Annotated in this window: 21 protein-coding genes; 1 reads left to right on the forward strand and 20 read right to left on the reverse strand. The window is 72.5% G+C overall.

Translation table 11 applies throughout. The features are described from left to right. Positions 1-61: 61 nt before the first annotated feature. From AC3WLN_RS00440 to bchF, 20 genes are all read right to left on the reverse strand, one after another. On the reverse strand, positions 62-1,588 hold the full coding sequence (locus AC3WLN_RS00440; RefSeq protein WP_492478880.1) for a phytoene desaturase: 1,527 nt from the start codon (positions 1,586-1,588) through the stop codon (positions 62-64). 94 nt (positions 1,589-1,682) lie between these two features. After that, positions 1,683-2,315: a LysE family translocator gene (locus AC3WLN_RS00445; RefSeq protein WP_492478881.1), complete on the reverse strand. Its 633-nt coding sequence runs from the start codon at positions 2,313-2,315 to the stop codon at positions 1,683-1,685. Between the two features lie 213 nt (positions 2,316-2,528). Beyond that, a complete protein-coding gene (locus AC3WLN_RS00450) occupies positions 2,529-3,128 on the reverse strand; it encodes a GNAT family N-acetyltransferase (protein ID WP_492478882.1) in 600 nt (199 codons plus the stop codon). Positions 3,129-3,217: 89 nt separating this feature from the next. Beyond that, complete coding sequence (gene bchO / locus AC3WLN_RS00455; RefSeq protein ID WP_492478883.1) at positions 3,218-4,129, reverse strand: alpha/beta fold hydrolase BchO; 912 nt, start codon at positions 4,127-4,129, stop codon at positions 3,218-3,220. A 10-nt stretch (positions 4,130-4,139) separates the two neighbouring features. Then, positions 4,140-5,837 (reverse strand): magnesium chelatase subunit D, encoded by a 1,698-nt coding sequence (locus AC3WLN_RS00460; protein WP_492478884.1) that lies wholly within the window; start codon positions 5,835-5,837, stop codon positions 4,140-4,142. After that, complete coding sequence (gene bchI / locus AC3WLN_RS00465; protein WP_492479017.1) at positions 5,834-6,805, reverse strand: magnesium chelatase ATPase subunit I; 972 nt, start codon at positions 6,803-6,805, stop codon at positions 5,834-5,836. The genes AC3WLN_RS00460 and bchI overlap by 4 nt, the downstream gene beginning before the upstream one ends. 243 nt (positions 6,806-7,048) lie before the next feature. After that, entirely contained in the window at positions 7,049-8,266 is a 1,218-nt protein-coding gene (gene hemA / locus AC3WLN_RS00470; RefSeq protein ID WP_492478885.1) for a 5-aminolevulinate synthase, read from the reverse strand. A gap of 121 nt (positions 8,267-8,387) precedes the next feature. Further along, complete coding sequence (puhE, locus tag AC3WLN_RS00475; protein ID WP_492478886.1) at positions 8,388-9,239, reverse strand: putative photosynthetic complex assembly protein PuhE; 852 nt, start codon at positions 9,237-9,239, stop codon at positions 8,388-8,390. Position 9,240: 1 nt separating this feature from the next. After that, positions 9,241-10,293 carry a magnesium-protoporphyrin IX monomethyl ester (oxidative) cyclase gene (acsF, locus tag AC3WLN_RS00480; protein ID WP_492479018.1) on the reverse strand — a complete coding sequence of 351 codons (1,053 nt, stop codon included), beginning with the start codon at positions 10,291-10,293 and terminating at the stop codon, positions 9,241-9,243. Between the two features lie 20 nt (positions 10,294-10,313). Next, entirely contained in the window at positions 10,314-10,616 is a 303-nt protein-coding gene (locus tag AC3WLN_RS00485) for a hypothetical protein (RefSeq protein WP_463769956.1), read from the reverse strand. Next, the gene (puhC, locus tag AC3WLN_RS00490) at positions 10,613-11,080 is read right to left on the reverse strand and encodes a photosynthetic complex assembly protein PuhC (protein ID WP_492478887.1); all 468 of its coding nucleotides are present in this window, start codon (positions 11,078-11,080) and stop codon (positions 10,613-10,615) included. The genes AC3WLN_RS00485 and puhC overlap by 4 nt, the downstream gene beginning before the upstream one ends. 11 nt (positions 11,081-11,091) lie before the next feature. Beyond that, the gene (puhB, locus tag AC3WLN_RS00495; RefSeq protein WP_492479019.1) at positions 11,092-11,745 is read right to left on the reverse strand and encodes a photosynthetic complex putative assembly protein PuhB; all 654 of its coding nucleotides are present in this window, start codon (positions 11,743-11,745) and stop codon (positions 11,092-11,094) included. Positions 11,746-11,801: 56 nt separating this feature from the next. Continuing rightward, positions 11,802-12,578, reverse strand: a complete 777-nt coding sequence (gene puhA, locus AC3WLN_RS00500) for a photosynthetic reaction center subunit H (RefSeq protein ID WP_492478888.1) — start codon at positions 12,576-12,578, stop codon at positions 11,802-11,804. A gap of 12 nt (positions 12,579-12,590) precedes the next feature. After that, positions 12,591-14,009 carry an MFS transporter gene (locus AC3WLN_RS00505; RefSeq protein WP_492478890.1) on the reverse strand — a complete coding sequence of 473 codons (1,419 nt, stop codon included), beginning with the start codon at positions 14,007-14,009 and terminating at the stop codon, positions 12,591-12,593. Beyond that, complete coding sequence (bchM, locus tag AC3WLN_RS00510) at positions 14,006-14,707, reverse strand: magnesium protoporphyrin IX methyltransferase (RefSeq protein ID WP_492478892.1); 702 nt, start codon at positions 14,705-14,707, stop codon at positions 14,006-14,008. The genes AC3WLN_RS00505 and bchM overlap by 4 nt, the downstream gene beginning before the upstream one ends. Positions 14,708-14,720: 13 nt before the next feature. Next, a complete protein-coding gene (bchL, locus tag AC3WLN_RS00515; RefSeq protein WP_471755076.1) occupies positions 14,721-15,614 on the reverse strand; it encodes a ferredoxin:protochlorophyllide reductase (ATP-dependent) iron-sulfur ATP-binding protein in 894 nt (297 codons plus the stop codon). Then, a complete protein-coding gene (locus AC3WLN_RS00520; RefSeq protein WP_492478893.1) occupies positions 15,611-19,321 on the reverse strand; it encodes a magnesium chelatase subunit H in 3,711 nt (1,236 codons plus the stop codon). The genes bchL and AC3WLN_RS00520 overlap by 4 nt, the downstream gene beginning before the upstream one ends. After that, entirely contained in the window at positions 19,296-20,840 is a 1,545-nt protein-coding gene (bchB, locus tag AC3WLN_RS00525; protein ID WP_492478895.1) for a ferredoxin:protochlorophyllide reductase (ATP-dependent) subunit B, read from the reverse strand. The genes AC3WLN_RS00520 and bchB overlap by 26 nt, the downstream gene beginning before the upstream one ends. Positions 20,841-20,844: 4 nt before the next feature. Then, on the reverse strand, positions 20,845-22,122 hold the full coding sequence (locus AC3WLN_RS00530) for a ferredoxin:protochlorophyllide reductase (ATP-dependent) subunit N (protein ID WP_492478896.1): 1,278 nt from the start codon (positions 22,120-22,122) through the stop codon (positions 20,845-20,847). Next, the gene (gene bchF, locus AC3WLN_RS00535) at positions 22,119-22,622 is read right to left on the reverse strand and encodes a 2-vinyl bacteriochlorophyllide hydratase (RefSeq protein ID WP_492478898.1); all 504 of its coding nucleotides are present in this window, start codon (positions 22,620-22,622) and stop codon (positions 22,119-22,121) included. Before bchF ends, AC3WLN_RS00530 begins: the two co-directional genes overlap by 4 nt. A 311-nt stretch (positions 22,623-22,933) precedes the next feature. Here bchF and AC3WLN_RS00540 point away from each other — a divergent pair, with 311 nt between their 5' ends. Then, positions 22,934-23,818, forward strand: coding sequence for a cobalamin B12-binding domain-containing protein (locus AC3WLN_RS00540; protein ID WP_492478899.1), 885 nt, complete (start codon positions 22,934-22,936; stop codon positions 23,816-23,818). Positions 23,819-23,866 lie beyond the last annotated feature (48 nt).

The following is a 23,866-nucleotide window of genomic DNA, read 5'->3' on the forward strand; positions in this document are numbered from 1 at the left end:
CGGCGGCCGCTCCGGCCCGCGCCGGACGACGTCGAAGAAGGGGCGTTCGGGCCGAACGCTTTCAGGCGAAGAGACGCGCATCCGGCACCACCGTGTCGAGAACCTTGGCCGAGGACAGGACGCCGGGAAGCCCGGCACCCGGATGGGTGCCGGCGCCGACGAGGTAGAGGTTCCGGAAGGCCGACGACGCGTTGTGGGGCCGGAACCAGGCCGATTGGGTCAGCACCGGCTCCAGCCCGAAGCCGGAACCGCGATAGCTCAGGAAGTCGCCGGCGAAATCCGCCGGCGTGGTGACGCGGGAGGTCACGATGGCGTCCGTCAGGCCCGGCATCACCGAGGCCTCCAGGCTGTCGGCGATGGCCTGCCGGTAGGGCTCCGCGAGCACCGACCAGTCCTGTCCCCCGGCGAGGTTGGGCACCGGCGCCAGCACGTAGAACGCATCGCAGCCCGGCGGCGCCAGCAGCGGGTCGGTGGCGGTGGGGCGGTGCAGGTAGAGGCTGAAATCGGGGGCCAGCACCTTCCGGACGAAGATGTCCTCGATCAGCTCGCGATAGCGCGGCCCCATCAGGATGGTGTGGTGGGCGATGTCGGGAAACTGCCGGCTCGTGCCGAAGTACCAGACGAACAGGCCCATCGAGGAGGACGAGGCCTTGAGCTTCGCCCGGTGCCAGGCCCGGCCCTCCCCGCCGAGCAGGGACAGGTAGGTCTCTGCGGAATCGGCGTTGGAGACGACGATGTCGGCGGCGATGCGGGTGCCGTCGGCGAGGGTGACGCCGGTGGCGCATCCGGCCGCCACGTCGATGCGGGCGACCTCCGCCCGGTAGCGCATGGCGCCGCCCTGTCCCTCGATCAGGCCGACCAGGCCGTCGACCAGCCGGCCGGTGCCGCCCATGGCGAAGTGCACGCCCCAGCGTCGCTCCAGATGGGCGATCAGGCAGTAGATGGCGCTGGCCCGGAAGGGCGAGCCGCCGATCAGCAGGGGGTGGAAGCTGAAGATGGTGCGCAGGCGCTCGTCGCGGATGTGGCGCGCCACGAGGTCGTAGACCGAGCGGTGGCCGCCCAGGCGCAGCAGCGACGGGGTGATCCGCAGCATGTCGCGGACCGAGGAGAAGGCCACGTGCCCGAGTTCCTCGAAGCCGACCCGGCAGATCGCGGCGCTGCGCTCCATGAAGCGCTCGTAGCCGGGGACGTCCTCGGGCGAGAACCGCGCCACCTCGGCCCGCATCGCCTCCGGGTCGCCGCTGTAGTCGAAGGTGGCGCCGTCCGGGAAGCGGATGCGGTAGAAGGGCAGCATCGGCGCCAGGGTGACGTCGTCGGCCATGCGCCGCCCGCACAGGCTCCAGAGTTCCTCGAACAGGAACGGCGCCGTGACGATGGTCGGCCCGGCATCGAAGGTGAAGCCGTCCTGACGGTGCACGCGGGCCCGTCCGCCGGGCTGCTCCAGCCGCTCCAACACCGTCACCCGGTAGCCCCGCGCGCCGAGACGCACCGCCGCTGCCAGCCCCCCGAAGCCGCTCCCGATCACCACCGCGTGCGGGCGGGGAGACCGGGTCGTCGCGAGGCTCGGCGAGTCGGCGAGTGTCAACATAACCTGACACTATTCGCCACTCCGCGTCGAGCGCAAGCGGGATTCCGTCAACGCTCCCGCACGCTGTCGAGAGGTCGGGGCCGAAGCCGAAGGATCAGCGCCGGGCCTCGGTCATCATCCGGACGGCGAGGCCGGCCAGGACCGTTCCCATGATCCAGCGCTGGACCAGGGCGAAGGACGGCCGGTGGGTCAGGAACAGGGCGATCGACCCCGCCGAGACCGCGATCGCGGCGTTGACCGCGACGCTGAGCACGATCTGGATCGCCCCGAGGCCGAGCGCCTGGACGAAGACGCTGCCCTGCGCCGGGTCGATGAACTGCGGCAGCAGCGACAGGTACATCACCGCGATCTTCGGGTTGAGCAGGTTCGTCAGGAGGCCCATCAGGAACAGCTTCCGGGGGCTGTCCGGCGGCAGCGCCCGCACCGCGAAGGGAGAGACTCCGCCGGGCCGCACCGCCTGCCAGGCGAGCCAGAGCAGGTAGAACGCCCCGACGATGCGGATCGCGTCATAGGCGAAGGGCACGGCCAGGACGAGGGCCGTGATGCCGAAGGCGGCGCACAGCATGTAGACCACGAAGCCGAGGGCGACGCCGCCCAGCGAGATCAGACCCGCCCGCGGCCCCTGACAGATCGAGCGCGAGATCAGGTAGACCATGTTCGGCCCGGGCGTCAGGGCCATGCCGAGGGCGATCGCCGCGAAGGCGAGGAGGCTCGTGGTTACGGGCATCGTGGGGTCCCCTTCCGTGAGAAGCCTGGGGGCGGGCGAGCCCGGGCGGCTGGAGCGGCCGGCGCACGATCCGCGCCGGCTCCCCGTCATGGGACATTGGGGGCGCGCTGGCTACGGGACACGGCCGACCAACCCCAGCCACCTCCCTCGGCCTGGGCGAGAATGCCTTCGGGACGGGACGTCAAGCTGCGCTGGCGCGGATGCGACACCCACTCAGCCGCGCTCGCGCGGCTTCTCGAGCTGCCAGGTGAGGTGGGCGCGCACGGTCGGCCAGTCCGGCGCGACGATGCTGTAGACGCAGGTGTCGCGCAGGGAGCCGTCCGCAAGGCGCTGGTGGTGGCGCAGGATCCCGTCGAGGCGCGCGCCGAGGCGCTCGATGGCGCGCCGGCTCGCCTGGTTCATCACGTGGGTGCGGAACTCGACGGCGAGGCAGCCGAGCCCGTCGAAGGCATGGGCGAGCAGCAGGCGCTTGGCCTCGGTGTTGAGGGGGCCGCGCTGGACGCGCGCGGCGTACCAGGTCGAGCCGATCTCCACCCGCGGCCCGGCGGCGTCGATGTTCATGTAGGTGGTCATGCCGACCGGGCGCCCGCCGGGTCCGTCGAGGATCGTGAAGGGCAGCATGGTGCCCGCCGCCTGCAGGCCGAGCCGGCGCTCGATCTCGGCCGCCATCCGCTCCGGCGCGGGGATCGCGGTGTACCACAGGCGCCAGAGCTCGCCGTCCCGCACCGCCTCGGCGAGCGCCCCGGCATGGTCGTGCGCCAGCGGCACGAGTTCGACGTGCCGGCCGGTGAGGGTGACGGGCGTCAGGGCCATGGGCGGAAACCTCGCGGACGCATGCCGGACCGGGCCGGGATCGCCATCGGACATCGTGGGCCCGTCGGTGCGGTCAGGCTGCGCCGGCGTCAAGCCCCGGCGGCGGACGGGCCGCCGGCGGCCCGATCGCGATAGGCCGTCACGATCTCCTCGGCGATGCGATCCGGCGCCTCCTCGTGGGCGAGATGCCCGAGGTTGCGGATGAGGCGGACCCGGGCGTCGGGCAGGCGGTCCTTCAGCGCGAAGGCGGTCTCGGGCGAAATCGCCTTGTCGTCCCCGCCGACGAGGAGAACGGTCGGCACGGCGAGCCGGGCGATGTCCCGGTCGAGGGCGGCCAGGTCCCAGTTCGCCATCATGCCCAGCGCGCCGGCCACGTGGCCGGGGCGGCGGAACAGGCGCCGGTAGAGATCGAGGCTGCGGGCATCGAGGCGCGAGCCGGTGCCGCGGATCAGGCGCTCCACCGCCGGGCGGTCGGCGGTCCAGGCGAAAATCCGCGGGGTGACGGGGTTGAGGAACAACATCCGGGCGAGGCCGGGGAACAGCACCGAGGCGAGGCCGGGGAACGGCGTCAGCGCGCCGTTGAGGGCGACGAGCAGGCGGGGGTTCAGGCCGTCGAGGCAGAGCCGCACCAGGATCGCCGCCCCGGCGGAATGCCCGACCACGAGATCCGGGGACAGGTCGAGGGTCCGGAGGAGATCACGGATCGCCGCCGCCATGCCCGGCAGGGACAGGCGCCCGGCGGGCAGCGGGTCGGTGAAGCCGTGGCCTGGCAGGTCGGGGGCGACGACCCGGAAGTGCTCGGCGAGGCGCGGCGCGAGGCCGGCCCAGGAATGGGTCGCGGCGCCGGTCCCGTGCAGGAGCAGCACGACCGGGGCGTCCGGCGCCCCGAATTCCTGCAGGTGCCAGGTCAGGTCGGCGGCGCGGACGAACCGGCTCGCGGCCCGGTTGGGCCAATCCGCGCCGTCGCGCTCCCACTGGGGCCGGTCGCTCGGCGCAGGCATCGCGGATCCTTCAGCGTGCCGAGCGGATCGCGGAGCTCATGGCCGCGGCATCGGCGTAGGGAAGGGGGACATAGCGCGCGCCCATCGCTTCGGCGAGCCGCCGGGCGGCCTCCTGCGGGCGCGCCGCGGTGTCGATGAGGATCGCGCGGATGTCGGCGGCGCGCAGCAGGCCGGCGGCGTTCAGGGCGTCGGCGCCGGCCGCCGCCCGACCGGGCGCACCAGAGCGGGCGACGTTGGCGCGCCCATCGGTGAGCACCACGACCACGGGCGTTCCGCCGCCGCGCCGGACGGCGCGGGCAAGATCGCCCGCCGCGTCGAGGCCGGACGCCAGCGGCGTGCCCCCGCCCCCCGGCAGGGCCGAGAGGCCGCGCCGGGCCCGCGCCAGGGCGCGGGTCGGGGGCAGCAGGATCTCGGCCCCCGCGCCCCGGAAGGCCACGAGGGCGACCCGGTCGCGCCGGACATAGGCCTCGGCCAGGAGGAGCTCGACGGCGCCCTTGGCCTCGGCCAGGCGCTCCAGGGCGGCCGAGCCGGAGGCGTCCACGGCGAAGATGGTGGTGGTCTCGCTGCGCTGGCGGAACCGGGTGATCCGGAAATCCTCGCTGCGGACCCGGATCAGGCGGGGGGAGGCGTCGGCGCCGGCGCGCAGGCGCTGCCAGGGGGCGGCGGCCCGCAGGGTCGGCAGCAGCGCGAGGCGGCCGGTGCGGGGCGAGCCGGGCCGGGTGCCGGCCGGGCGCCCGCTGCGCGGCGCCTGCATCACGGCGCCGACGCGGCCCGCCTTCGGGGATTGGGGCGCCGATCCGGCCTGGGCCAGCCGGGCGAGGAGATCGGGCGGGATCGCCGCGCGGGCCGCCTCGACGAGACTCTCCGCGCCCGGTTCGAGGGCCGCATCGGAGGGCGCGGCCTCGTCCGCCGCGGGCGGCTCGGGTCGTTCCGGGGGTGGCGCCTCGGCCTGCTCGGTGCTCGGCGGCAGCCGGGTCGCGCGCGGCGCAAGCACGAGGCAGGCGGCCTCGCGGACGTCCTCGGCGCGGAGTGCCCCGCCGCCCGCCAGCAGGCGGGCCACCCGCAGCGCGAGCAGCGGCGCGCGCAGGGACGGGATGCCGAGTTCGGCCGCGACCGCGCAGAGATCGGCGACCGCGGCGTCGGGATCGAAGGCCGCCTCGTCCGGGTCCGGCGGGTCGGCCGGTTCGTCGGCGCGGGTGTCGCCCCAGGCGAGGCCGATGAGGTCGAGGCGAAAGGCGAGGCGGTCGGCCAGCGCCTCGGGGACCCGGGCATCGTCCCCCTCGCCCTCGTCGAGGAGGATCAGGCCGATCCGGGCGGGGGCCCGCGCCGCCAGGCCGTCGCGCTCGGCCCGGATCGCGCCGGCATCCAGGGCGGCGGCGAGGCGGGCGGCGGTGCCGGGCGCGAGGCGCTCGGCCATCGGCACGACGACGAAGCCGCCATCGGCCTCGGCGAGGAGGCCGGATTGGGCGACGGGGCGCCCGGCCGCTAGGGTCGCGGCGAGGTCGAGGCCGCCGAGCAGGCGGTCGTCGGCGATGCCCGCCGGCATCCGGCGCATGGGCCGGCCCGGTGCGAGCTCCCCCGCGAGGCGGTCGAGCCAGAGGTCGCGCACCGGGCCGGCCCCGGCCCGGACGAGGACGCCGCCGCAGCCGCGCGGATCGGCGGCGGCGAGGCGCGCCACCCGCAGGGCGCGGACCCAGGCCGGGCTCATCGGGCCAAGATGTCCTCCACGGCGCGGGCGACCCGCGCGGTGGAGCCGGATTCGTCGAGGGGGTTGCGGCGCAGGCGGTGGCGCAGGGCCGAGGGAGCGATCCGGGCGAGGTGGTCGAGGTTCACCGTCTCAGCGCCCTCGTAGGCGGCGAGCGCCCGGGCGGTGCGCATCAGCGTGAGCTCGCCGCGCAGGCCGTCGGTGCCGAGCGCCAAGCAGAGCCGCGCGGCGGCCTCCAGGGTGGCGTCGGGCACGGCGAGGGCGGGCAACCGCGCGCGGGCGGCGGTGAGCGCCTTGCGGATGGCGCGGTCGGCCTTGCCGTAGCCGGCGCAGAACGCCGCCGGATCGCGCTCGTAGGCGTCGCGGCGGCGGACCACGTCGATGCGGGTCGGCAGGTCGGTGGGCGTCGTCACCTCGACGGCGAGGCCGAAGCGGTCGAGGAGCTGGGGCCGCAGCTCCCCCTCCTCCGGGTTGCCGCTGCCCACGAGCACGAACCGGGCGGGATGCCGGATGCTCAGGCCCTCGCGCTCCACGGTGTTCACGCCGGAGGCGGCGACGTCGAGGAGGAGGTCGACGAGGTGGTCCTCCAGCAGGTTGACCTCGTCGATGTAGAGGAATCCGCGATTGGCCCGGGCCAGCAGGCCCGGCTCGAAGGCCTTCTCGCCGCGGGTCAGGGCGCGCTCCAGGTCGAGGGCGCCGACGACCCGGTCCTCGGTGGCCCCGAGCGGCAGGTCCACCACCGGCACGGGAACGGATTCGGCCCGCAGCACCGCCTGCTCGCGGCAGCGGTGGCAGTGCTCGGCCGGCCGGCCGGGATCGCAGGCATAGGGGCAGCCGACGACCGCCGCCATCGGCGGCAGCAGGGCGGCGAGGCCGCGGATCGCCGTCGACTTGCCGGTGCCGCGGTCGCCGAACACAAGCACGCCGCCCACCGACGGATCGACGGCCGCGATCAGGAGCGCCCGGCGCATCTCGTCCTGGCCGACGATGGCCGAGAAGGGAAAGGTCGGCGGGGACGCGACCGCTTCGGGACGCGCCGCCTTGGCCGGCCCCGCGGCCCGGAGGATCGGCGCCTCGCCGGTGGCCGCGGAGACCGATTTCGGGGGCATCGCTCGGATCGATCCGTTCACGATCATGGGTCTGGTTTCCCGCCTTCGTCTCAACCGCCTGGTGCGGGTTCCCTCCCCCGCGCAGGGGAAGGGACGATGTGCGCCCTACTCGGCCGCCGCGCGCTGGACGCCCATCCGGCCCCAGATCGTGCTCAGGGCGTCGACGAGGTGGTCGATGTCCTCGTCCGAGTGCAGCGGCGAGGGCGTGATGCGCAGGCGCTCGGTGCCGCGTGGCACGGTGGGGTAGTTGATCGGCTGGACGTAGATGCCGAACTCGTCGAGCAGCGTGTCGCTGATTGCCTTGCACAGCACGGGGTCGTAGACCATCACCGGGACGATGTGGCTGTCGTTGGGCAGGTAGGGGATGCCGGCGGCGTCGAGGCGGGCCCGGACCGTGGCGGCCCGCTCCTGATGGCGGGCGCGCTCGGTGCCGCTGGACTTGAGGTGGCGGATGCTGGCCGCCGCGCCCGCCGCCACAGCCGGCGGCAGGGAAGTGGTGAAGATGAAGCCCGAGGCGAAGCTGCGCACGAAGTCGCAGAGCTTGGCCGAGCCCGTGATGTAGCCGCCATGCACCCCGAAGGCCTTGCCGAGGGTGCCCTCGATGACGTCGAGGCGGTGGGCGAGGCCCTCGCGCTCGGAGATGCCGCCGCCGCGCGGGCCGTAGAGGCCGACGGCGTGGACCTCGTCGAGATAGGTGAGCGCGCCGTGCGCCTCGGCCACGTCACAGATCTCAGCGATGGGGGCGATGTCGCCGTCCATGGAATACACGGACTCGAAGACCACGAGCTTCGGCCGGGCCGGGTCGACCAGGCGCAGCTTGCGGTCGAGGTCCTCGGGGTCGTTGTGGCGGAAGATGTGGCGCTCGGCGCGGGCAGCCTTGATCCCCTCGATCATCGAGGCGTGGTTGCCGGCATCGGAGAAGATCGCGCAGCCGGGCATCTGCGACCCGAGGGTGCCCAAAGCCGCCCAGTTCGAGACGTAGCCGGAGGTGAAGAGCAGCGCGGCCTCCTTGGCGTGGAGGTCGGCGAGCTCGCGCTCCAGCAGCACGTGGTAGTGGTTGGTGCCCGAGATGTTGCGGGTGCCGCCGGCCCCGGCGCCGCAGCGGTCCAGGGCCTCGTGCATGGCCCCGAGCACGGCCGGGTTCTGGCCCATGCCGAGATAGTCGTTCGAGCACCAGACGGTGACCGGCCGGGTGCCGGCCGGGGTGTGGTGGGTGGCGTGCGGGAAGCGGCCCGCCTGCCGTTCCAGGTCGGTGAAGACGCGGTAGCGTCCCTCGCGATGCAGGCCGGCCAAAGCAGAGCCGAAGATCTCTTCGTAGTTCATGCCTGTCCCCTTCCCTCGTTGAACGGCGGGCTTCCTGTGAACGGCGGCCTTCGGCCCGCTCGCCTCTCTCGCCGCCGCGGCGGCATCGGTTGGGCCGGCCCGCCGGAGCGGACCGGGAAATTCAGCGCCCTTCGGCCTCGGCGAGGCAGGGCTCGCCGACGCGGGCCCCCTCCCCGCGCGCGGCCGGGACCGGCGACGGCACCGGGCCGCCGCGCGCCGCTTTCGGCAGGCTCCATTGCCAGAGCGCGGCCGAGGGCAGCGGCAGCATCAGGAAGCCGTGCTCCAGGGTGGCGAGCGCCATCAGAGTCGCCAGGATGCTGAGGCCCGCGACCTCGTGGGCGCTGACGCCCTCGGCGAGCGCGGCCAGCGCCAGGGCGGCGGTGGCCAGGGCGGCCGCCGTCACCGAGACCGGGAACAGCGGGTTCATGGCGCGCACCCGCAGGTAGCTGCCGAGATAGGCGAGGTGCTCGGGCAGGAACTCGGCGTTGAGATTGCGCACCCCGAGGAACAGGTTGAGGCGGGCCGAGAGGTTCATCCCCCACAGGACGAGGTAGGTCCACAGGGCGAAGTGGTTCGGCTGGCCCCAGGTCAGGGCCAGGATCGCGAGGCCGCCGGCGACGATGGCCGCCTCGTGCCAGAGGCTGGTGGCCGCCGCCGCCCGGAAGCGCCGGAAGCCCCGGGCGCCCGGGGGGCAGCCGACCGCCCGCGGGCCGGAGACGAAACCCATGTAGTAGCTCATCTCCTGCCAGCCCCAGACCACCAGGGCCGCCGTGAAGGCGACGTAGGCGCTTCCCGCGCTGGCATCCCCGGCCGAGGCACCGATCGCCCAGAGGGCCAGGGCGAGCACCCCCGTGCCCGCCGCCATGCTGACCCCGTGCGTGGCGCGCGGGCGGTGGTCGAGGAGCAGGATCAGGCCGGTGGAGAACCACCAGACCAGGACCGCGTAGAGGGCGGGAAGCGCGTAGGCCGCCATCCTACCAGACCGGCTCGAGGCGGATCTCCGCCGGCATCGGGTTGTCGAGGGTCGGCAGGGCGTAGAGCCGGGCGAAGTTCACCGCCGAGGCGGCGATCCAGAACCCGTGCTTGAGCTTGCCGAGGAGACCCCCCTGCACCTTGGCGTCGGCGATCTTCTCCGAGCAGACCAGCAGGCGGTCCAGCGCCCGCTTGAAGCGCGGATTGTCGAGATCCAGTGTCAGGGGGAAAGTCTGCTTCGAGATCTCCGAGGTGATCCGGAAGACCTGGAAGTCGTAGTCGGTCGGATCGACCCCGAGCGCCTCGTGGAAGGCCGGCCGGCAATGGTCGCGGACATACATCGTGGCGAAGACCGCCAGGAGGAAGAACTTGATCCAGTAGCGGTTCACGCCCGAGGTCAGCTTCGGGTTGGCGCGCATCAGCAGGGCGAAGGCCTCGCCGTGACGGAACTCGTCGTTGCACCACTTCTCGAACCACTTGAAGATCGGGTGGAAGCGGCGCTCGGGCTTGCGCTCCAGTTCGCGGAAGATCGTGATGTAGCGGGCGTAGCCGATCTTCTCGGACAGGTAGGTGGCGTAGAAGATGAACTTCGGCCGGAAGAAGGTGTACTTCTTCGACTTCGTCAGGAAGCCAAGGTCCACGCCGATGCCGAAATCCTTCAGCACGTCGTTGATGAACCCGGCGTGCCGCGCCTCGTCGCGGCTCATGAAGCCGAACAGCTCGCGGATGTCCGGGTTCTTCGCCCGCTTGCGCATCTCGGCATAGAGCACGCAGCCCGAGAACTCGGCGGTGATCGACGAGACCAGGAAATCCATGAATTCCTTGCGCAGGGCCGGGTCGAGCCCGGACATGTCGCAGTCGAAATCCGCGTTGCGGGTGAAGTGACGCTTGTTCGGGTCAGCGCGCAATTCCGCGATGAGCTTGTTCCACTCCGCCCGGACCGGCTCGACGTCGGTTCGGTCGAGTTCCTCGAAATCCGTGGTGTAGAAGCGCGGCGACAGGAAGGTCGTCTCCTGCGCGGCCCGGGTCGCCTCGTTCAGGGGAAGCTTCGGGATGGGCTGCTGGATCGCTGCGGTCACAGGCGCCTCCTCTCGGAAAAGCTGACTTCGTAGAGTTCGGTGAGTTCGAGGTGGCCCGCGAGCTTGGTCCAGAGCCGCTCCAGGCGGCCGGCGCGGGTCACGGTGGCGGTCCGGCGCACCACGAGGCGTTCGCCGTAGGGCACCGAGGTCGGGGCGTCGTGCACCTGCACGGCGTCGCCGGGCTCGATCTCGAAGGCCGCGTCGAGGACCACGTGGGCGTGCAGGCTCTCGGGCGTCTGCTCGATCTCGACGGTGCAGGGGACGTCGACGCTGCGGCGTCCGTTCAGCCAGGCCATCATCGTGCGGCTCCGTCTCGGGGCATCAGGCGGGCGAAGGCCGCGAAGTTCGAGGGCCCGAAGGCGCCGAAATCGACGCTGCGCCCGGTGAGCGCGTCGTCGAGCCGGAGGGCGCCGTCGTCGAACCGCGTCAGCCGGAAGGGGACGTCGCGCGGCAGGCCGGCCCGGAGCCGGCCCTGTGCGAAGCCCCGCAGGGTGGCGCGGATGAAGTTGTCCTCGCCCGGGCGGACCGTGGCGACGAGGTCGCCGTGCTCGGCGTCCCGCAGGGTGATCGAGCCGTCCGTCGCGTCGTCGACGCGCAGGGCGAGGCTCTGGACGGGGCGGGCCGGCTCCATCCGGGTCAGGCCGATGCTCTCGACCCGGCCGACGGTGACGGCGGCGACCACGAAGGCGACGAGGAGGCCGACGCCGGCCACGAGGGCCTGGGAGGTCCGGCCGGCGGTTCTGGCGAGCGGATGGGGGTTCATGATCGTCTCCGTCAGCTCGCGGTGGCGAGGCGCGGGCCGGGCGCCACCCGCGGCCGCAGGATGACCGGGCCGGCCGCCTCCTCCGGCGCCGCACGATGGGCGGCCAGCGCGCGGGCCAGGATCTCGGCCACCTCGGCGCCCTGCGCCACCGTGCGCAGCATCGGCTCGGGGCGGTTGACGTGCCAGGGCCGGGCATGGGGCCAGAGGTGGAGGTAGGCGACCCGGTTGCCCGGGCGCAGGCGCAAGGGCAAGTCGGCGCTGCCGTCGCGGTAAAGGCGGCAGCCGGCCGATTCTACCAGCGCGAAGGGCAGGTTCAGGGTCATCGGCAGGGCGATGCCCACCCGCAGGACCACCCGGCGGTTGGTGACGGTGTAGGTGGTGGTGCGGGCTGAGAGCCAGCCGAGAAGTCCGAGGAGCAGCACGGCGCCGGTGCCGATCGCCAGGGTCGGCAGGGCGATCGAGGCCGCCTCCAGGACCCGTCCGGACAGGGCCGCGGGCAGCGCCGCCCAGAGGGCGAGCCCGGCGAACCAGAGGCCGACGAGGCGCAGATGCAGCGCCCGGAAGGCGATGCCGAAGCCGCAGGGGCGGCCCTGCCAGAGGATGTGCTCGCCGGCCGGCAGCGGCGCCGGCAGGCCCGGCGGCGCGTCGAAGGCGTTGGCGGGCAGGTGCGGCCCGGGCCGCTTGGTGGAGGGCTGCGGCGCGGGCCGCTCGATGGACCGGCTCACAGGATGGCCTCCTGCCGGGTGGGCGTCGCGTAGAGGGTGCCGCCGCCGTAGAACGCCATGATCCGCTCCTCCTCGTTGAGGGTGACCGAATCCGGGTCCTTGGTGGTGGGGACGTCGGCGAACTGGTGCGCCAGCAGGGCTTCGCACGTCACCGTCTGCGAGAACCGGCCGGTCCGGCAGAAAGTAGCGGGCATCAGCACCCGCCGGCCGCCGGCGCCGAGCTCGACCTCGTAGTAGCGCACCATGGATTCACCCCGGTCGACCCAGAGGTCGCTCACCGTGCCGGCCACCTGCCGATCGGCGCCGAAGACCGACATGCCGATGGGGTTCGGGCCGAGCTCGTGGACCACGAAGTGGTCGGCCACCCGCAGGGGCACGATCCGCTTCTCGCGGTCCCAGGTCTCGTCGTGGCTGTCCTCGCGGTTGGCGTAGGAGCCGGGACCGATGGCGTCGTGCAGGCCGTCCGTCTCGGGCTCCAGGGGCGCGCCCGGCCAGACCTCGTGCTTGTGGCCGCGGTAGGTCCAGGGGGTGCGCTCCCCGGTCTGGGGCGCGTGCTTCACGTGGCCGTTGGAGAGGAGGAACGCCTTCGGCGACGGGATCAGGAACGGGTCGGGCGGCATCGCTCGGCCGCGGGCGGCCTCGGATTCGAGCGGGTAGCCCTCGCGGCGATCCTCGCGGCGCAGGTAGAAGACGAGGCCGGCGAAGAAGATCCAGAACGCGTAGAGGACCACCTGCGCGACGTCGACGTAGCCCGTGATTTCACCTCTCGGCATGGCCGGTCTCCTTCAGGCTGAGCGGGGCAGGGATCGCGGGAGCGGCGTGCGGCTCTCGGCGCGGACGAGCGGGCCGATGGCCAGCAGCGTCGCGAACAGCAGCGCGATCTCGAGATGGTAGACGATGAGGTATCCGGTGGAGGGCAGGTTCAGCGCCTCGCCGAGCCGGCCGGATTCGGCGAGATGCGCGCCCAGATCCCGCAGGATGCCGCTGGCCGCGATGGCGAGGCCGGCGGCGCTCGCCTGGACGGCGCCCCAGGCGCCAAGAGCGAGGCCGGTATCCTCGGGGCCGGCCTTGGCCATGGAGGCGGTGAGCGTGCCGTGTGCGAAGAGACCGCCGCCGAGGCCGATCAGGAAGACCCCCACGGCGAAGAGCCGGGCGGAATCGAGGGGCGCGGCGAAGACCACCGCGGAGAAGGCCGCGATGCCCACCACCGCGCCGGAGGCCGCGACCCGGAAGGCGTCGCCGCCCCGGTCGAGCCAGCGCGCGGCGACGAGGAGCCCGAGTCCGCCGCCGGCGGCCAGCAGGGCGGTGAGCGCCGTGGTGGCCGCCACCGGCAGGTGCAGGATCTGCCCGCCATAGGGTTCCAGCAGGATGTCCTGCATGGAGAAGGCGGCGGTGCCGAGCCCGGTGGCGACGAGGCGGCGGCGCGCCCGGCCCTTGCCGGCATAGAGCGCCCAGGAGTCCGAGAAGGCCGGCCGGGGCAACGCGCGTGCCGTGCGGCCGGGGGCGCGGGGCTCCTGCTTCCAGAGGGCGATGCCGTTCAGCACGATGGTCAGGAGGGCGGCGCCCTGGATCACCTTGATCAGGCGCAGGGCCGAGAAATCGGCCAGCAGGAGCCCGAAGGCGACGGCGCTCACGACCATGCCGGCCAGCAGCATGACGCAGAGGAGCGCCACCACGCGCGGCCGCGCATGGGCGGGGGCGAGGTCGGTGGCGAGCGCCAGGCCGACCGTCTGGGTGGTGTGCAGGCCCGCCCCCACCATGACGAAGGCGAGCGCGGCGGCGACGTGGCCGGGCCAGGCCGGCCCGGTGGTGTCGCCCGACAGGATCAGCAGGGCGAAGGGCATGATGGCGAGCCCGCCGAACTGCAGCAGCGTGCCGAACCAGATGTAGGGCACCCGGCGCCAGCCCAGGACCGAGCGGTGCGTATCCGAACGGAACCCGACGAGCGCGCGAAACGGCGCGAAGATCAGCGGCAGGGACAGCATCACGGCCACGATCCAGGCCGGCACCGCCAGCTCGACGATCATCACCCGGTTCAGGGTGCCGATGAGCAGCACCGCGGCCATCCCGACCGTGACCTGGAACAGGGCGAGCCGGAGCAGGCGCCCCATGGGCAGCTCCGCCGTCGCCGCGTCGGCGAAGGGGAGGAAGCCGGGGCCGACGCGCTGGATCGCGCGGGACAGGGAGGCGCCGAGGCGGGTCATGGGACCCGCCGGAGTTCGAAGGCCTGGGACAGGTAGAACCCGCTGTTCACCCGGCGCGCGCGCGCGATCCCGAGGCCGGCCAGGGCGGGCTCCGCCGCCACACGCCGGCGCAGGTCCGCCTCGCCCACGGGGACGATGGCGGGCGCCCGGTCGCCGCGCGGGAAGGCCCGGCCGGCCATGTGCATCAGGGTCAGGAGCGGCGTGCGCGGCGCCACCGTGAACAGGATCGCGGCGTCGGTCCGCCCGGCCAGGGCGGCGAGCGCCCGGACGATGTCGGGCGTGGCGTAGTGGATCAGCGAATCCATCGCGACCACAAAGTCGAAGCGGCCGAGATCCGGGTCCAGCATGTCGCCGACCCGGAAGTCGATGCGCCCCGGGCCCGACAGGCTCGTGCGCTCGCGGGCCAGCCCGATCAGGGTCGGCGAGACGTCGATGGCGACCACCTCGGCGCCGCGGCGGGCGGCCTCCAGGCTGAGGGCGCCGGTGCCGCAGCCGGCGTCGAGGAGGCGCCGGCCGGTGAGGTCGGCGGGCAGCCAGGACAGGAGATTGGCCCGCATGGCGTCGCGCCCGGCCCGCACCGTGGCGCGGATCTTCGAGACCGGGGCGTCCGAGGTCAGCCGGGCCCAGGCCTCGACGGCGGTGCGGTCGAAGTAGGTGGTGAGCTGCGAGCGGCGGGCCGCGTAGCCGGGCGAGGTCATGGCGCGCTCCCCCTCAATCGAAGCCGAGGAATTCGAACAGGTCGCGGTCCTTCATGGGGATCGCATCGAGCGGCTTGCCGCCGGCCCAGAGATGGGCGGCCAGGCGCATGTACTCGGTGGTGACGGCCAGGAGTTCGGGCGTCTCCTCCATCTCGAACAGGGTCGCCTTCTTCAGGCGCGAGCGCCGGACCACGTCGAGATCGGGGAAGTGGGCGATGCGCTCCAGGCCGACGGCGGCGTTGAAGCGGTCGATCTCGTCGGTCTTGGCCGAGCGGTTGGCGATGACCCCGCCGAGCCGCACGGGGTAGTTCTTCGCCTTGGCGTGGATCGCCGCCACGATCCGGTTCATGGCGAAGATCGAGTCGAAGTCGTTGGCGGTGACGATCAGCGCCTGATCGGCGTGCTGGAGCGGCGAGGCGAAGCCGCCGCAGACCACGTCGCCGAGCACGTCGAAGATCACCACGTCGGTGTCTTCCAGGAGGTGGTGCTCCTTCAGGAGCTTCACCGTCTGGCCGACGACGTAGCCGCCGCAGCCGGTGCCCGCAGGGGGGCCGCCGGCCTCGACGCACATGACGCCGTTGTAGCCTTCGGCGACGAAGTCCTCGATGCGCAGCTCCTCGGAGTGGAACTGCACGGCCTCCAGGGCATCGATCACGGTCGGGGCGAGGCGCTTCGTCAGCGTGAAGGTCGAATCGTGCTTGGGGTCGCAGCCGATCTGCAGCACGCGCTTGCCGAGCTTGGAGAACGCCACCGACAGGTTCGACGAGGTGGTCGACTTGCCGATGCCGCCCTTGCCGTAGACGGCGAACACCTTGGCGGTGCCGATCTTCAGGTTCGGGTCGAGCTCGACCTGGACGCTGCCCTCGGGCTGGCGCGCGGCGACGGGATTGCGGATGGCGATGTTCATGCGGCGACCCCTGCGGTGATGCCTTCGACGCGGTCTTCCAGTTCCTCCTCGGCGCGGTCGAGCGCGTCGCGCGTCTCCGCGTCGGGGGTCCAGAAGCCGCGCTGGTGCGCCTCGATCAGCCGGTGAGCCACCTTGGCCGAAGCGGTCGGGTTGAGGGCCGCCATGCGCGCGCGCATGGCGGGGTCGAGGACGTAGGTCTCGGTGATGCGCTGGTAGATCCAGGGGGCGACGCCGTTGGTGGTGGCCGACCAGCCCAGGGTGTTGGTGAGGTGCGCCTCGATCTGGCGCACGCCCTCGTAGCCGTGGCCGAGCATGCCCTCGGTCCATTTCGGGTTGAGCATGCGGGTGCGGGTCTCCAGGGAGACCTGCTCGGTCAGGGTCCGGACCACGCCCTCGCCGCGGGTCTGGTCGCTGATGAAGATCGGCACCGCCTCGCCGCGGGCCTTGGCGACGGCGCGGCCCATGCCGCCGAGACCGTCGAAGTAATGGTCCACCGAGGTCACGCCGACCTCGACGGAATCGAGGTTCTGGTAGGCGAGGTCGACGGTGGCCAGCACGGCGCCCATCAGGGCCCGCTGGGCGGTCGGTACGCCGGTGCGGCCGTAGGCGAAGGACTTGCGCCGGGCGAAGGTCTCGGAGATTTCGTCGCCGTCCTCCCACCGGCCGGATTCCACAAGCGCGTTGACGTTGGCGCCGTAGGTGCCCTCCGCGTTGGAGAAGACCCGGAGCGCCGCGGTCTCGAGGTCGATGCCGTGCTCGGCCTGGAGCACCAGGGCGTGCTTGCGCACGAAGTTGACCTCCACCGGCTCGTCGGCGGTGGCCGCCAGGTAGGAGGCCTCCGCCAGGAGCTTGGTCTGCAGCGGCAGGAGATCGCGGAAGATCCCCGACAGCGTCACGACCACGTCGATGCGGGGGCGCCCAAGGGTCTCCAGCGGAATCAGGGTGGCGCCGCAGAGGCGGCCGTAGCCGTCGAAGCGCGGGGCCGCGCCGATCAGCGCCAGGGCCTGGGCGATGGGGCCGCCCTCGCTCTTCAGATTATCGGTGCCCCAGAGCACCAGGGCGATGCTCTCGGGCAGCGCCGCGCCCTCGTCGCGGTAGCGGGCGAGAAGGCGAGCCGCCTGGCGGGCGCCGTCGGCCAGCGCGAAGGCGGAGGGCAGCCGGTAGGGGTCGAAGCCGTGCAGGTTGCGTCCCGTCGGCAGGATGTCCGGGTTGCGCAGGAGGTCGCCGCCGGCCACGGGGGCGACGAAGCGGCCGTCGAGGGCCGCGAGCAGCCCCCGGATCTCGTGATCCTGTGACAACAGGAGATCGGTCCGGCGCAGGGACGCGAAGGCGGCGCGGTTCGCCTCGGTGAGGCCGAGGCCGCCCTGGGCCAGGGCCACGTCGATGGCCGCGCCGGCCACCAGAGCCGCGAGGCCGGCCCGCTCGGGGACGAGGCCGTGGCTGGCTTCCGCCAGGGCGAGGAGGATGTCGGTCCGCTCCTCCGGCGGCGTGGCCGCGCCCGTCACGTGCAGACCGTGCGGGATCAGGGTGTGCTCCAGCTCGTGCAGGGCCGTGGCCAGGCGGTGCACCTGGCCGGCGAGGTCGGCGTCCCAGACCGGCTCGGCGGCCACGAGGTCGAGACCGGCGCCCTGCGCCTGGATCAAATCGGCGAGGTCGCGGCGCTCGGCCACGGCGCCCGGCTCCAGGCCGCGCCAGCGCTCGATCGAGGCCTTGAGGTCGATGAGGCCGCGATAGAGCCCGGCCTGGGCCAGACTCGGGGTCAGGTAGCTCACCAGGGTGGCGGCGGAGCGGCGCTTGGCCAGCAGGCCCTCGGAGGGATTGTTGGCGGCGTAGAGGTAGACATGCGGCAGGGCGCCGATCAGACGCTCCGGCCAGCAGGCGCCGGAGAGGCCGGTCTGCTTGCCGGGCATGAATTCGAGCGCCCCGTGGGTGCCGAAATGCAGCACGGCATCGGCGCGGAAATCCTCGCGCAGGTAGCGGTAGAAGGCCGAGAAGGCGTGGGTCGGGGCGAAGCCGCGCTCGAACAGGAGGCGCATCGGGTCGCCCTCGTAGCCGAAGCCCGGCTGCACGCCGACGAAGACGTTGCCGAACTGGGCCCCGAGCACGAAGATCTGGGCGCCGTTGCTGTTCTGGCGCCCGGGCGCCGGACCCCATTGCGCCTCGATCTCGGCGAGGTGCCGCTCGCGCCGGACATGCTCGTCAGCGGGGATGCGGTGATGGACGTTGGCGGGCGTGCCGAACCGAGCGGCGTTGCCGGCGAGCACGGCCTCGCGCAGGGCGTCGACGCTCTCGGGCACCTCGACCGCGTAGCCCTCGGCCTTCATGGCCGCGAGGGTGTTGTGGAGCGAGTGGTAGACCGACAGAAAGGCGGCGGTGCCGATGCTGCCGGCATTGGGCGGGAAGCCGAACAGTACGATGGCGACCCGGCGCTCGGCCCGCGCCTTGCGGCGCAGGGCAACGAGGCGCTCGATGCGGGCGGCGAGCATGTCGGCGCGCTCGGGGTGCACGACCATGTCGCGGGCGGATGAGCCCAGCGAACGGCTGGAGCGCCCGCCGAACACCATCGGACTGGTCGCGCCGTCGAGCTCGGGGATCGCCACCATCATGGTGGCCTCGACCGGCGAGAGGCCGCGGTCCGAGCCCTCCCACTGCTCCAGGGTCTGGAACTCGAGGGCGTGGGCGGCGAGGTAGGGCACGTCGAGTTCGGCGAGCAGCGCCTGGGCGCCCGCGGCGTCGTTGTAGGCCGGGCCGCCCACCAGGGAGAAGCCGGTGAGCGAGACGAGGGCGTCGATGGTCGGGCGGCCGTCGCGGCGGAAGAACGCGTCGACGGCCGGGCGGTTGTCCAGGCCGCTGGCGAAGGCCGGCACGACGGCGAGCCCCCGCGCCTCCAGGGCGGCGACGACGCCGTCGTAATGGGCGGTGTTCCCGGCCAGCACGTAGGAACGCATGACGAGGAGGCCGACGCGGCCCTTCACCGGGCCGGCGGGCGTCGGCACCTTCGTCACGTCCTCGCCGATCCGGCCGGCCATGCGCGGATGGTAGAGGCCGGTCTCGGGATAGCTCAGGGGCGCGGGCGCGGCCGCGATCCGGCGCCAGCTCTCGCGCGGACCGGCGGCGTAGCGCCCGGCGAGGAAGCGCACGAGGTTGGCGATGTTCTCGTCCGAGCCCGAGAGCCAGTATTGCAAGGTGAGGAAGTAGGCCCGCACGTCCTGGGCCGAGCCCGGGATGAAGCGCAGGATCTTGGGCAGCTTCCGGATCATCGCCATCTGGCGGGCGCCGTTGCCCTGGGCACCGGGCTTGCCGCGCAGCTTCTTGAGGAAATCCAGGGCGCCGCGCTTGGTGCCGTCCATGTCGAAGCGGGCCAGGCGGGTGGTCTTCACCACGTCGCTGGCCGAGAGGCAGCCGATCATCGCGTCGCAATGCGGCCGCCGCGCCAGGAGCGCCGGCAGGATGGCGCGGACGTGCTCGTCCATGAACAGCATGGTGGAGATGACGATGTCGCCCCGCGCGATGTCGGCGCGGCAGGCCTCCAGGGCGGCGGGGTCCGTGTCCCAGGCGGCGGCCGCGTGGAAATCGAGGACGAGGCCGGGCAGGTCGCGGGCGAGCCGCTGGCGGGCGCGCTCCAGGGCGCTCGCCACGTGATTGTCCATCGTCACGAGGACGACCCGGAGCGCCGGGCGCTCAGCGTCCGAAATGCGCTTTGGCATCGTACAGGGTCTCGACGGTGATGAGCGGCAGGGCGCGTTCCCGCGCGAAGCGCTCGGTGTTCGCGCGGGCCTTGCCCCGCACGAAGAACGGGATCTTCTTCAGTTCCCTCTCGGCATCGCTCGCCCAGGTCAGGAGGATCGGGTCGGCTTGCGCCGGCAGCACCTCCGGCAGGGTCGGGGCCGGCGCGACGGCGTGGCCCGGCCCGAGATGCGACGGCGTCGCCTCTCCGTGGAACTCGGCATCCTCGCGGAACATGCCGAGCAGGTGCTCCTCCAGGCCCATCATCAGGGGATGGACCCAGGTGTCGAACAGGACGTTGGCGCCCTCGAACCCCATCTGCGGCGAGTGGCGGGCCGGGAAATCCTGGACATGGATCGGGGCCGAGATCACCGCGCAGGGCAGCCCCAGGCGCTTGGCGATGTGGCGCTCCATCTGTGTGCCGAGCACGAGTTCCGGCCCCGCGACCTGGATCGCCGCCTCGACGTCGAGGTAGTCGTCGGTGATCGTGGCCTGGATGCCGTGGAGCGCCGCCTCGGCACGGACCTCGCGGGCGAATTCGCGGGTGTAGGTGCCCAGACCCACCACCTTGAAGCCGAGTTCGGTGGCGGCGACCCGGGCGGCGGCGAGCGCGTGAGTGGCGTCGCCGAAGATGAAGACGCGCTTGTCGGTGAGGTAGGTCGAATCGACCGAGCGCGAGTACCAGGGCAGGCGCGAGGGGGCGCCGGCGAGGACCGGCGTGGGATCGACGCCCGCCGCGGCGGCCACCGCCTCGACGAACCGGATGGTGGCCTGGACGCCGATCGGGACGATCTCGACCATCGGCTGGCCGAAGGTCTTCTGCAGGTGCAGGCCGGCGGCGCGGGCGATCTCGGGATAGAGCACGACGTTGAAGTCCGCCGCGCCGAGGCGCCCGAGATCGGCCGGGGTCGCGCCGAGCGGCGCGACGACGTTCAGGTCGATGCCGAGCGCGGCCAGGATTCTGGTGATCTCGACGAGGTCGTCGCGGTGGCGGAAGCCGAGGGCGGTCGGACCGAGGACGTTGCAGAGCGGGCGGCGCTCCGCACGGGGCGTCGGCGCGCCGGCGGCGAGCGCCCGGACGAGGCGGTAGAAGGTCTCCGAGGCGCCCCAGTTCTCCTTCTTCTGGTAGGCCGGGAGTTCGAGCGGGATGATCGGGATCGGCAGGTCGAGGGCGCGGGCGAGGCCGCCTGGATCGTCCTGAATCAGCTCGGCGGTGCAGGAGGCGCCGACGATCATCGCCTGCGGGTGGAAGCGCGCGTAGGCCTGCGCCACGGCGTCTTGGAAGATCGCGGCGGTGTCGGCGCCGAGATCCCGGGCCTGGAAGGTGGTGTAGGTCACCGGCGGGCGGGCGTCGCGCCGCTCGATCATGGTGAAGAGCAGGTCGGCGTAGGTGTCGCCCTGGGGGGCGTGCAGCACATAGTGCAGGCCCTTCATGGCGGTGGCGATCCGCATAGCGCCGATATGGGGCGGCCCCTCGTAGGTCCAGAGCGTGAGCTGCATGGCCTCAGACCTCCAGCCGGTCGCGCCGCTTCAGCGGCCGCGAAAACAGTTCGGCGAGGTCCCCGGCCTGGTCGTAGCCCTGGATCGGGGTGAACAGCAGCTCGATCGACCACTTGGTCGGCAGGCCCTCGGCTTCGAGCGGGTTGGCGAGGCCGAGGCCGCAGACCGTGAGATCGGGCTTCTCCGCCCGGCAGCGGTCCATCTGCGCGTCGAGGTTCTGGCCCTCCACGACCCGGGTGCCGGCGGGCAGCAGGGCCAATTCTGGCGCGTGGTGCTGGCGGTGCAGGTAGGGCGTGCCGACCTCGATCAGTTCCGCCCCCATCTCGCGGGACAGGAAGCGGGCGAGCGGCAGTTCGAGCTGCGAATCGGGGAAGAAGAACACCCGCCGGCCGGCGAGCCGGGCCCGGTAGAGGTCGAGGGCGATGGCGGCGCGGGCGCGCCCGGGGGCGGTGACGCGGGCGAAGCGTTCCGCCGGCACGTCGAAGGTTTCGGCGGCGGCGGCGAGCCAGCCGGTGGTGCCCTCGGCCCCGAGGGGGAACGGCGCGGCGATACGCCCGGCGCCCCGCGCCTCCAGCGCGCGGGCCGTGTCGGCGAGGAAGGGCTGGGCGAGGAGGAAGCGGGTGTTCGGCCCGACCTTCGGCAGCGCTCCGGCACGCCGGGCCGGCAGGAACGCGACCTCGGCGATGCCGAGATCCGCGAACAGCCGGGCGAACTGATCCTCGACCACGTCGGCCAGGGCCCCGACCACCAGGAGCGCCGGCGCGTCGGCCTCGGCGGCGCGGGGCATCTCGGGCACCAGGGCGGCGAGGCAAGCATCCTCTCCTTGCGTGAAGGTGGTCTCGATGCCGCTGCCCGAGTAGCTCAGCACCCGCACGTCGGGATGGAACGTGCGGGACAGGCGCTGGGCCGCGCGCGACAGGTCGAGCTTGATCACTTCCGAGGGGCAGGAGCCGACGAGGAACAGCAGGCGGATGTCGGGGCGGCGCTCGATGAGGCGGCGGACCACCCGGTCGAGCTCCTCGTTGGCATCGACGAGGCCGGCGAGATCCCGCTCGTCGAGGATCGCAGTGGCGAAGCGCGGCTCGGCGAAGATCATCACCCCGGCGGCGGACTGGATGAGGTGGGCGCAGGTGCGCGAGCCGACCACGAGGAAGAAGGCGTCCTGGATCTTGCGGTGAAGCCAGACGATGCCGGTGAGCCCGCAGAACACCGCCCGCTGGCCGCGCTCCTGGCGGATGTCGCAGCCCGCATCAAGGGTGGGGATCGGCGCGTGGGCGTTCATCGCGCGCCCTCCGCGACGAGGCCGGACGGCATCGCCTCGAGCCGGGCGGCCCGGAGCTTCAGAAGGAACTGCGCGGCGTTGACGGCGTAGGACGCGTAGGCGGCGAGCGCGAGGAGCATCAGGCCGCCGGTGTCGAGGGCGCCCGTGGCCAAGGCCACGAGGTAGGCGCTGTGCAGGGCCAGCACCAGCATGCTGACCATGTCCTCCCAGTAGAAGGCCGGGGCGAACAGGTAGCGGCCGAACACCGCCTTCTCCCAGATCGAGCCCGTGACCATGATCGCGTAGAGGACGAGGGTCTTGACCACCACGGAGGCGTTGGCGGCACCGGCGCCCTCCCCCGTCCACAGGGTGCGCAGGACGAGCCCGAGGCTCACGGCGAACACGAGGAATTGAAGGGGGGCCAGGACGCCCTGGACCAGGGTCCAGCGGGTGGCGTCGCGGCGGGCGCGCTGCTCGGCGTCGTAGAGAGGTCGCCTGGGCCTGTCCGCTCTCCGGATCATGCTGTCCGCCCCCCTTTCGGAAGCCTGTGCGAGCGGGTCGCCGGGCTTCGTTGAAGTGAGGTTAGGAAGGTGGCCCAAAGGTGTCAAGCCAGCTTTACGTCAAAAGCTGATGACAGATTGAATGCAAAATAGTTATAGCGCTTCTATTGATAAAGCGCATTTCGAGCGTATCGTGCAGCTTCATTGCAGGTGTCGGCACGGCCGGCCCTCCCCGGCGCCGGGGTACTGAGGCGCGAACTCAGAAGACCCGGAATTCGACGCGCAAGATCGAACCGACAGAAACAAGCCGTCAGCCACATTGGGAGGGACCAATGGATGATGTGAGGCAGTTCGCGGATCGTCTGCGCTACGAACCATCCAGTCGGGATGTCGCGGACCTGTGCGAGGCCGGGGTGACGGCGCAGCTCGCGGTGTTCGGGGAAGCGATCCGCCTGCAGCGGGACCTCGCGCGCGTCGTCGAAGCCGAGATCATTCCCCGCCTGATGCTGGCCCACCGGGTCGAGCCGGCCCCCGAGCCGACGGAGGTGCTGCCGAGCGCGGAGCAGATCGCGGCCTTCACGACCCTGATGCTCGATCCGGCCGGCGACGACGTGGAGGGCCGGCTCGCCGAGCTCCTGGCGAGCGGCCTCGGGACCGACAGCCTCCTCCTCGATCTCATGGCGCCGACGGCGCGCCACCTCGGCGCCCTGTGGGAGGAGGATCTCTGCGACTTCGTCGAAGTAACGCGCGCCATGGGCCGGCTGCAGCGGATCATGCGGGAGATCACGAGCCGATTTCGCAGCGAGGCCGAGGCGCCGGCCGTCAACCGGAAGATCCTGCTGCTGCCCTGTCCGGGAGATTCCCACAGGTTTGGCCTGACCGTGGTCGAACAGTTCTTTCGCGAGGCGGGCTGGTCCGTGACCTGTACCCTCACCCGGCCGGACGAGGACGCCCTGCGGTGCATCCGGGAGGAATGGTTCGACATCGTCGGCCTCTCCCTCGCCTGCGAGACCCTGCTGCCGACGATGACCGAGACCGTGACGGCCCTGCGCCGCAACTCGCGAAACGCGGCGCTCCGGGTCGTCGTCGGCGGCCCCGCCTTCATGGACGATCCCGACAGCTTTCGGCGGGTCGGAGCCGATGCGAGCGCCGGCGACGCCCGCACCGCCCTGTCCGTTGCCGAATGCTTGCTTGATCTGCCGGTCAGACCCTGCTGAAAGATACACCAGATCGAAACAGCCTCCCGCACTGATCCGACCTGCCCG

The organism is Methylobacterium sp. FW306-05-D (genome assembly GCF_058782155.1).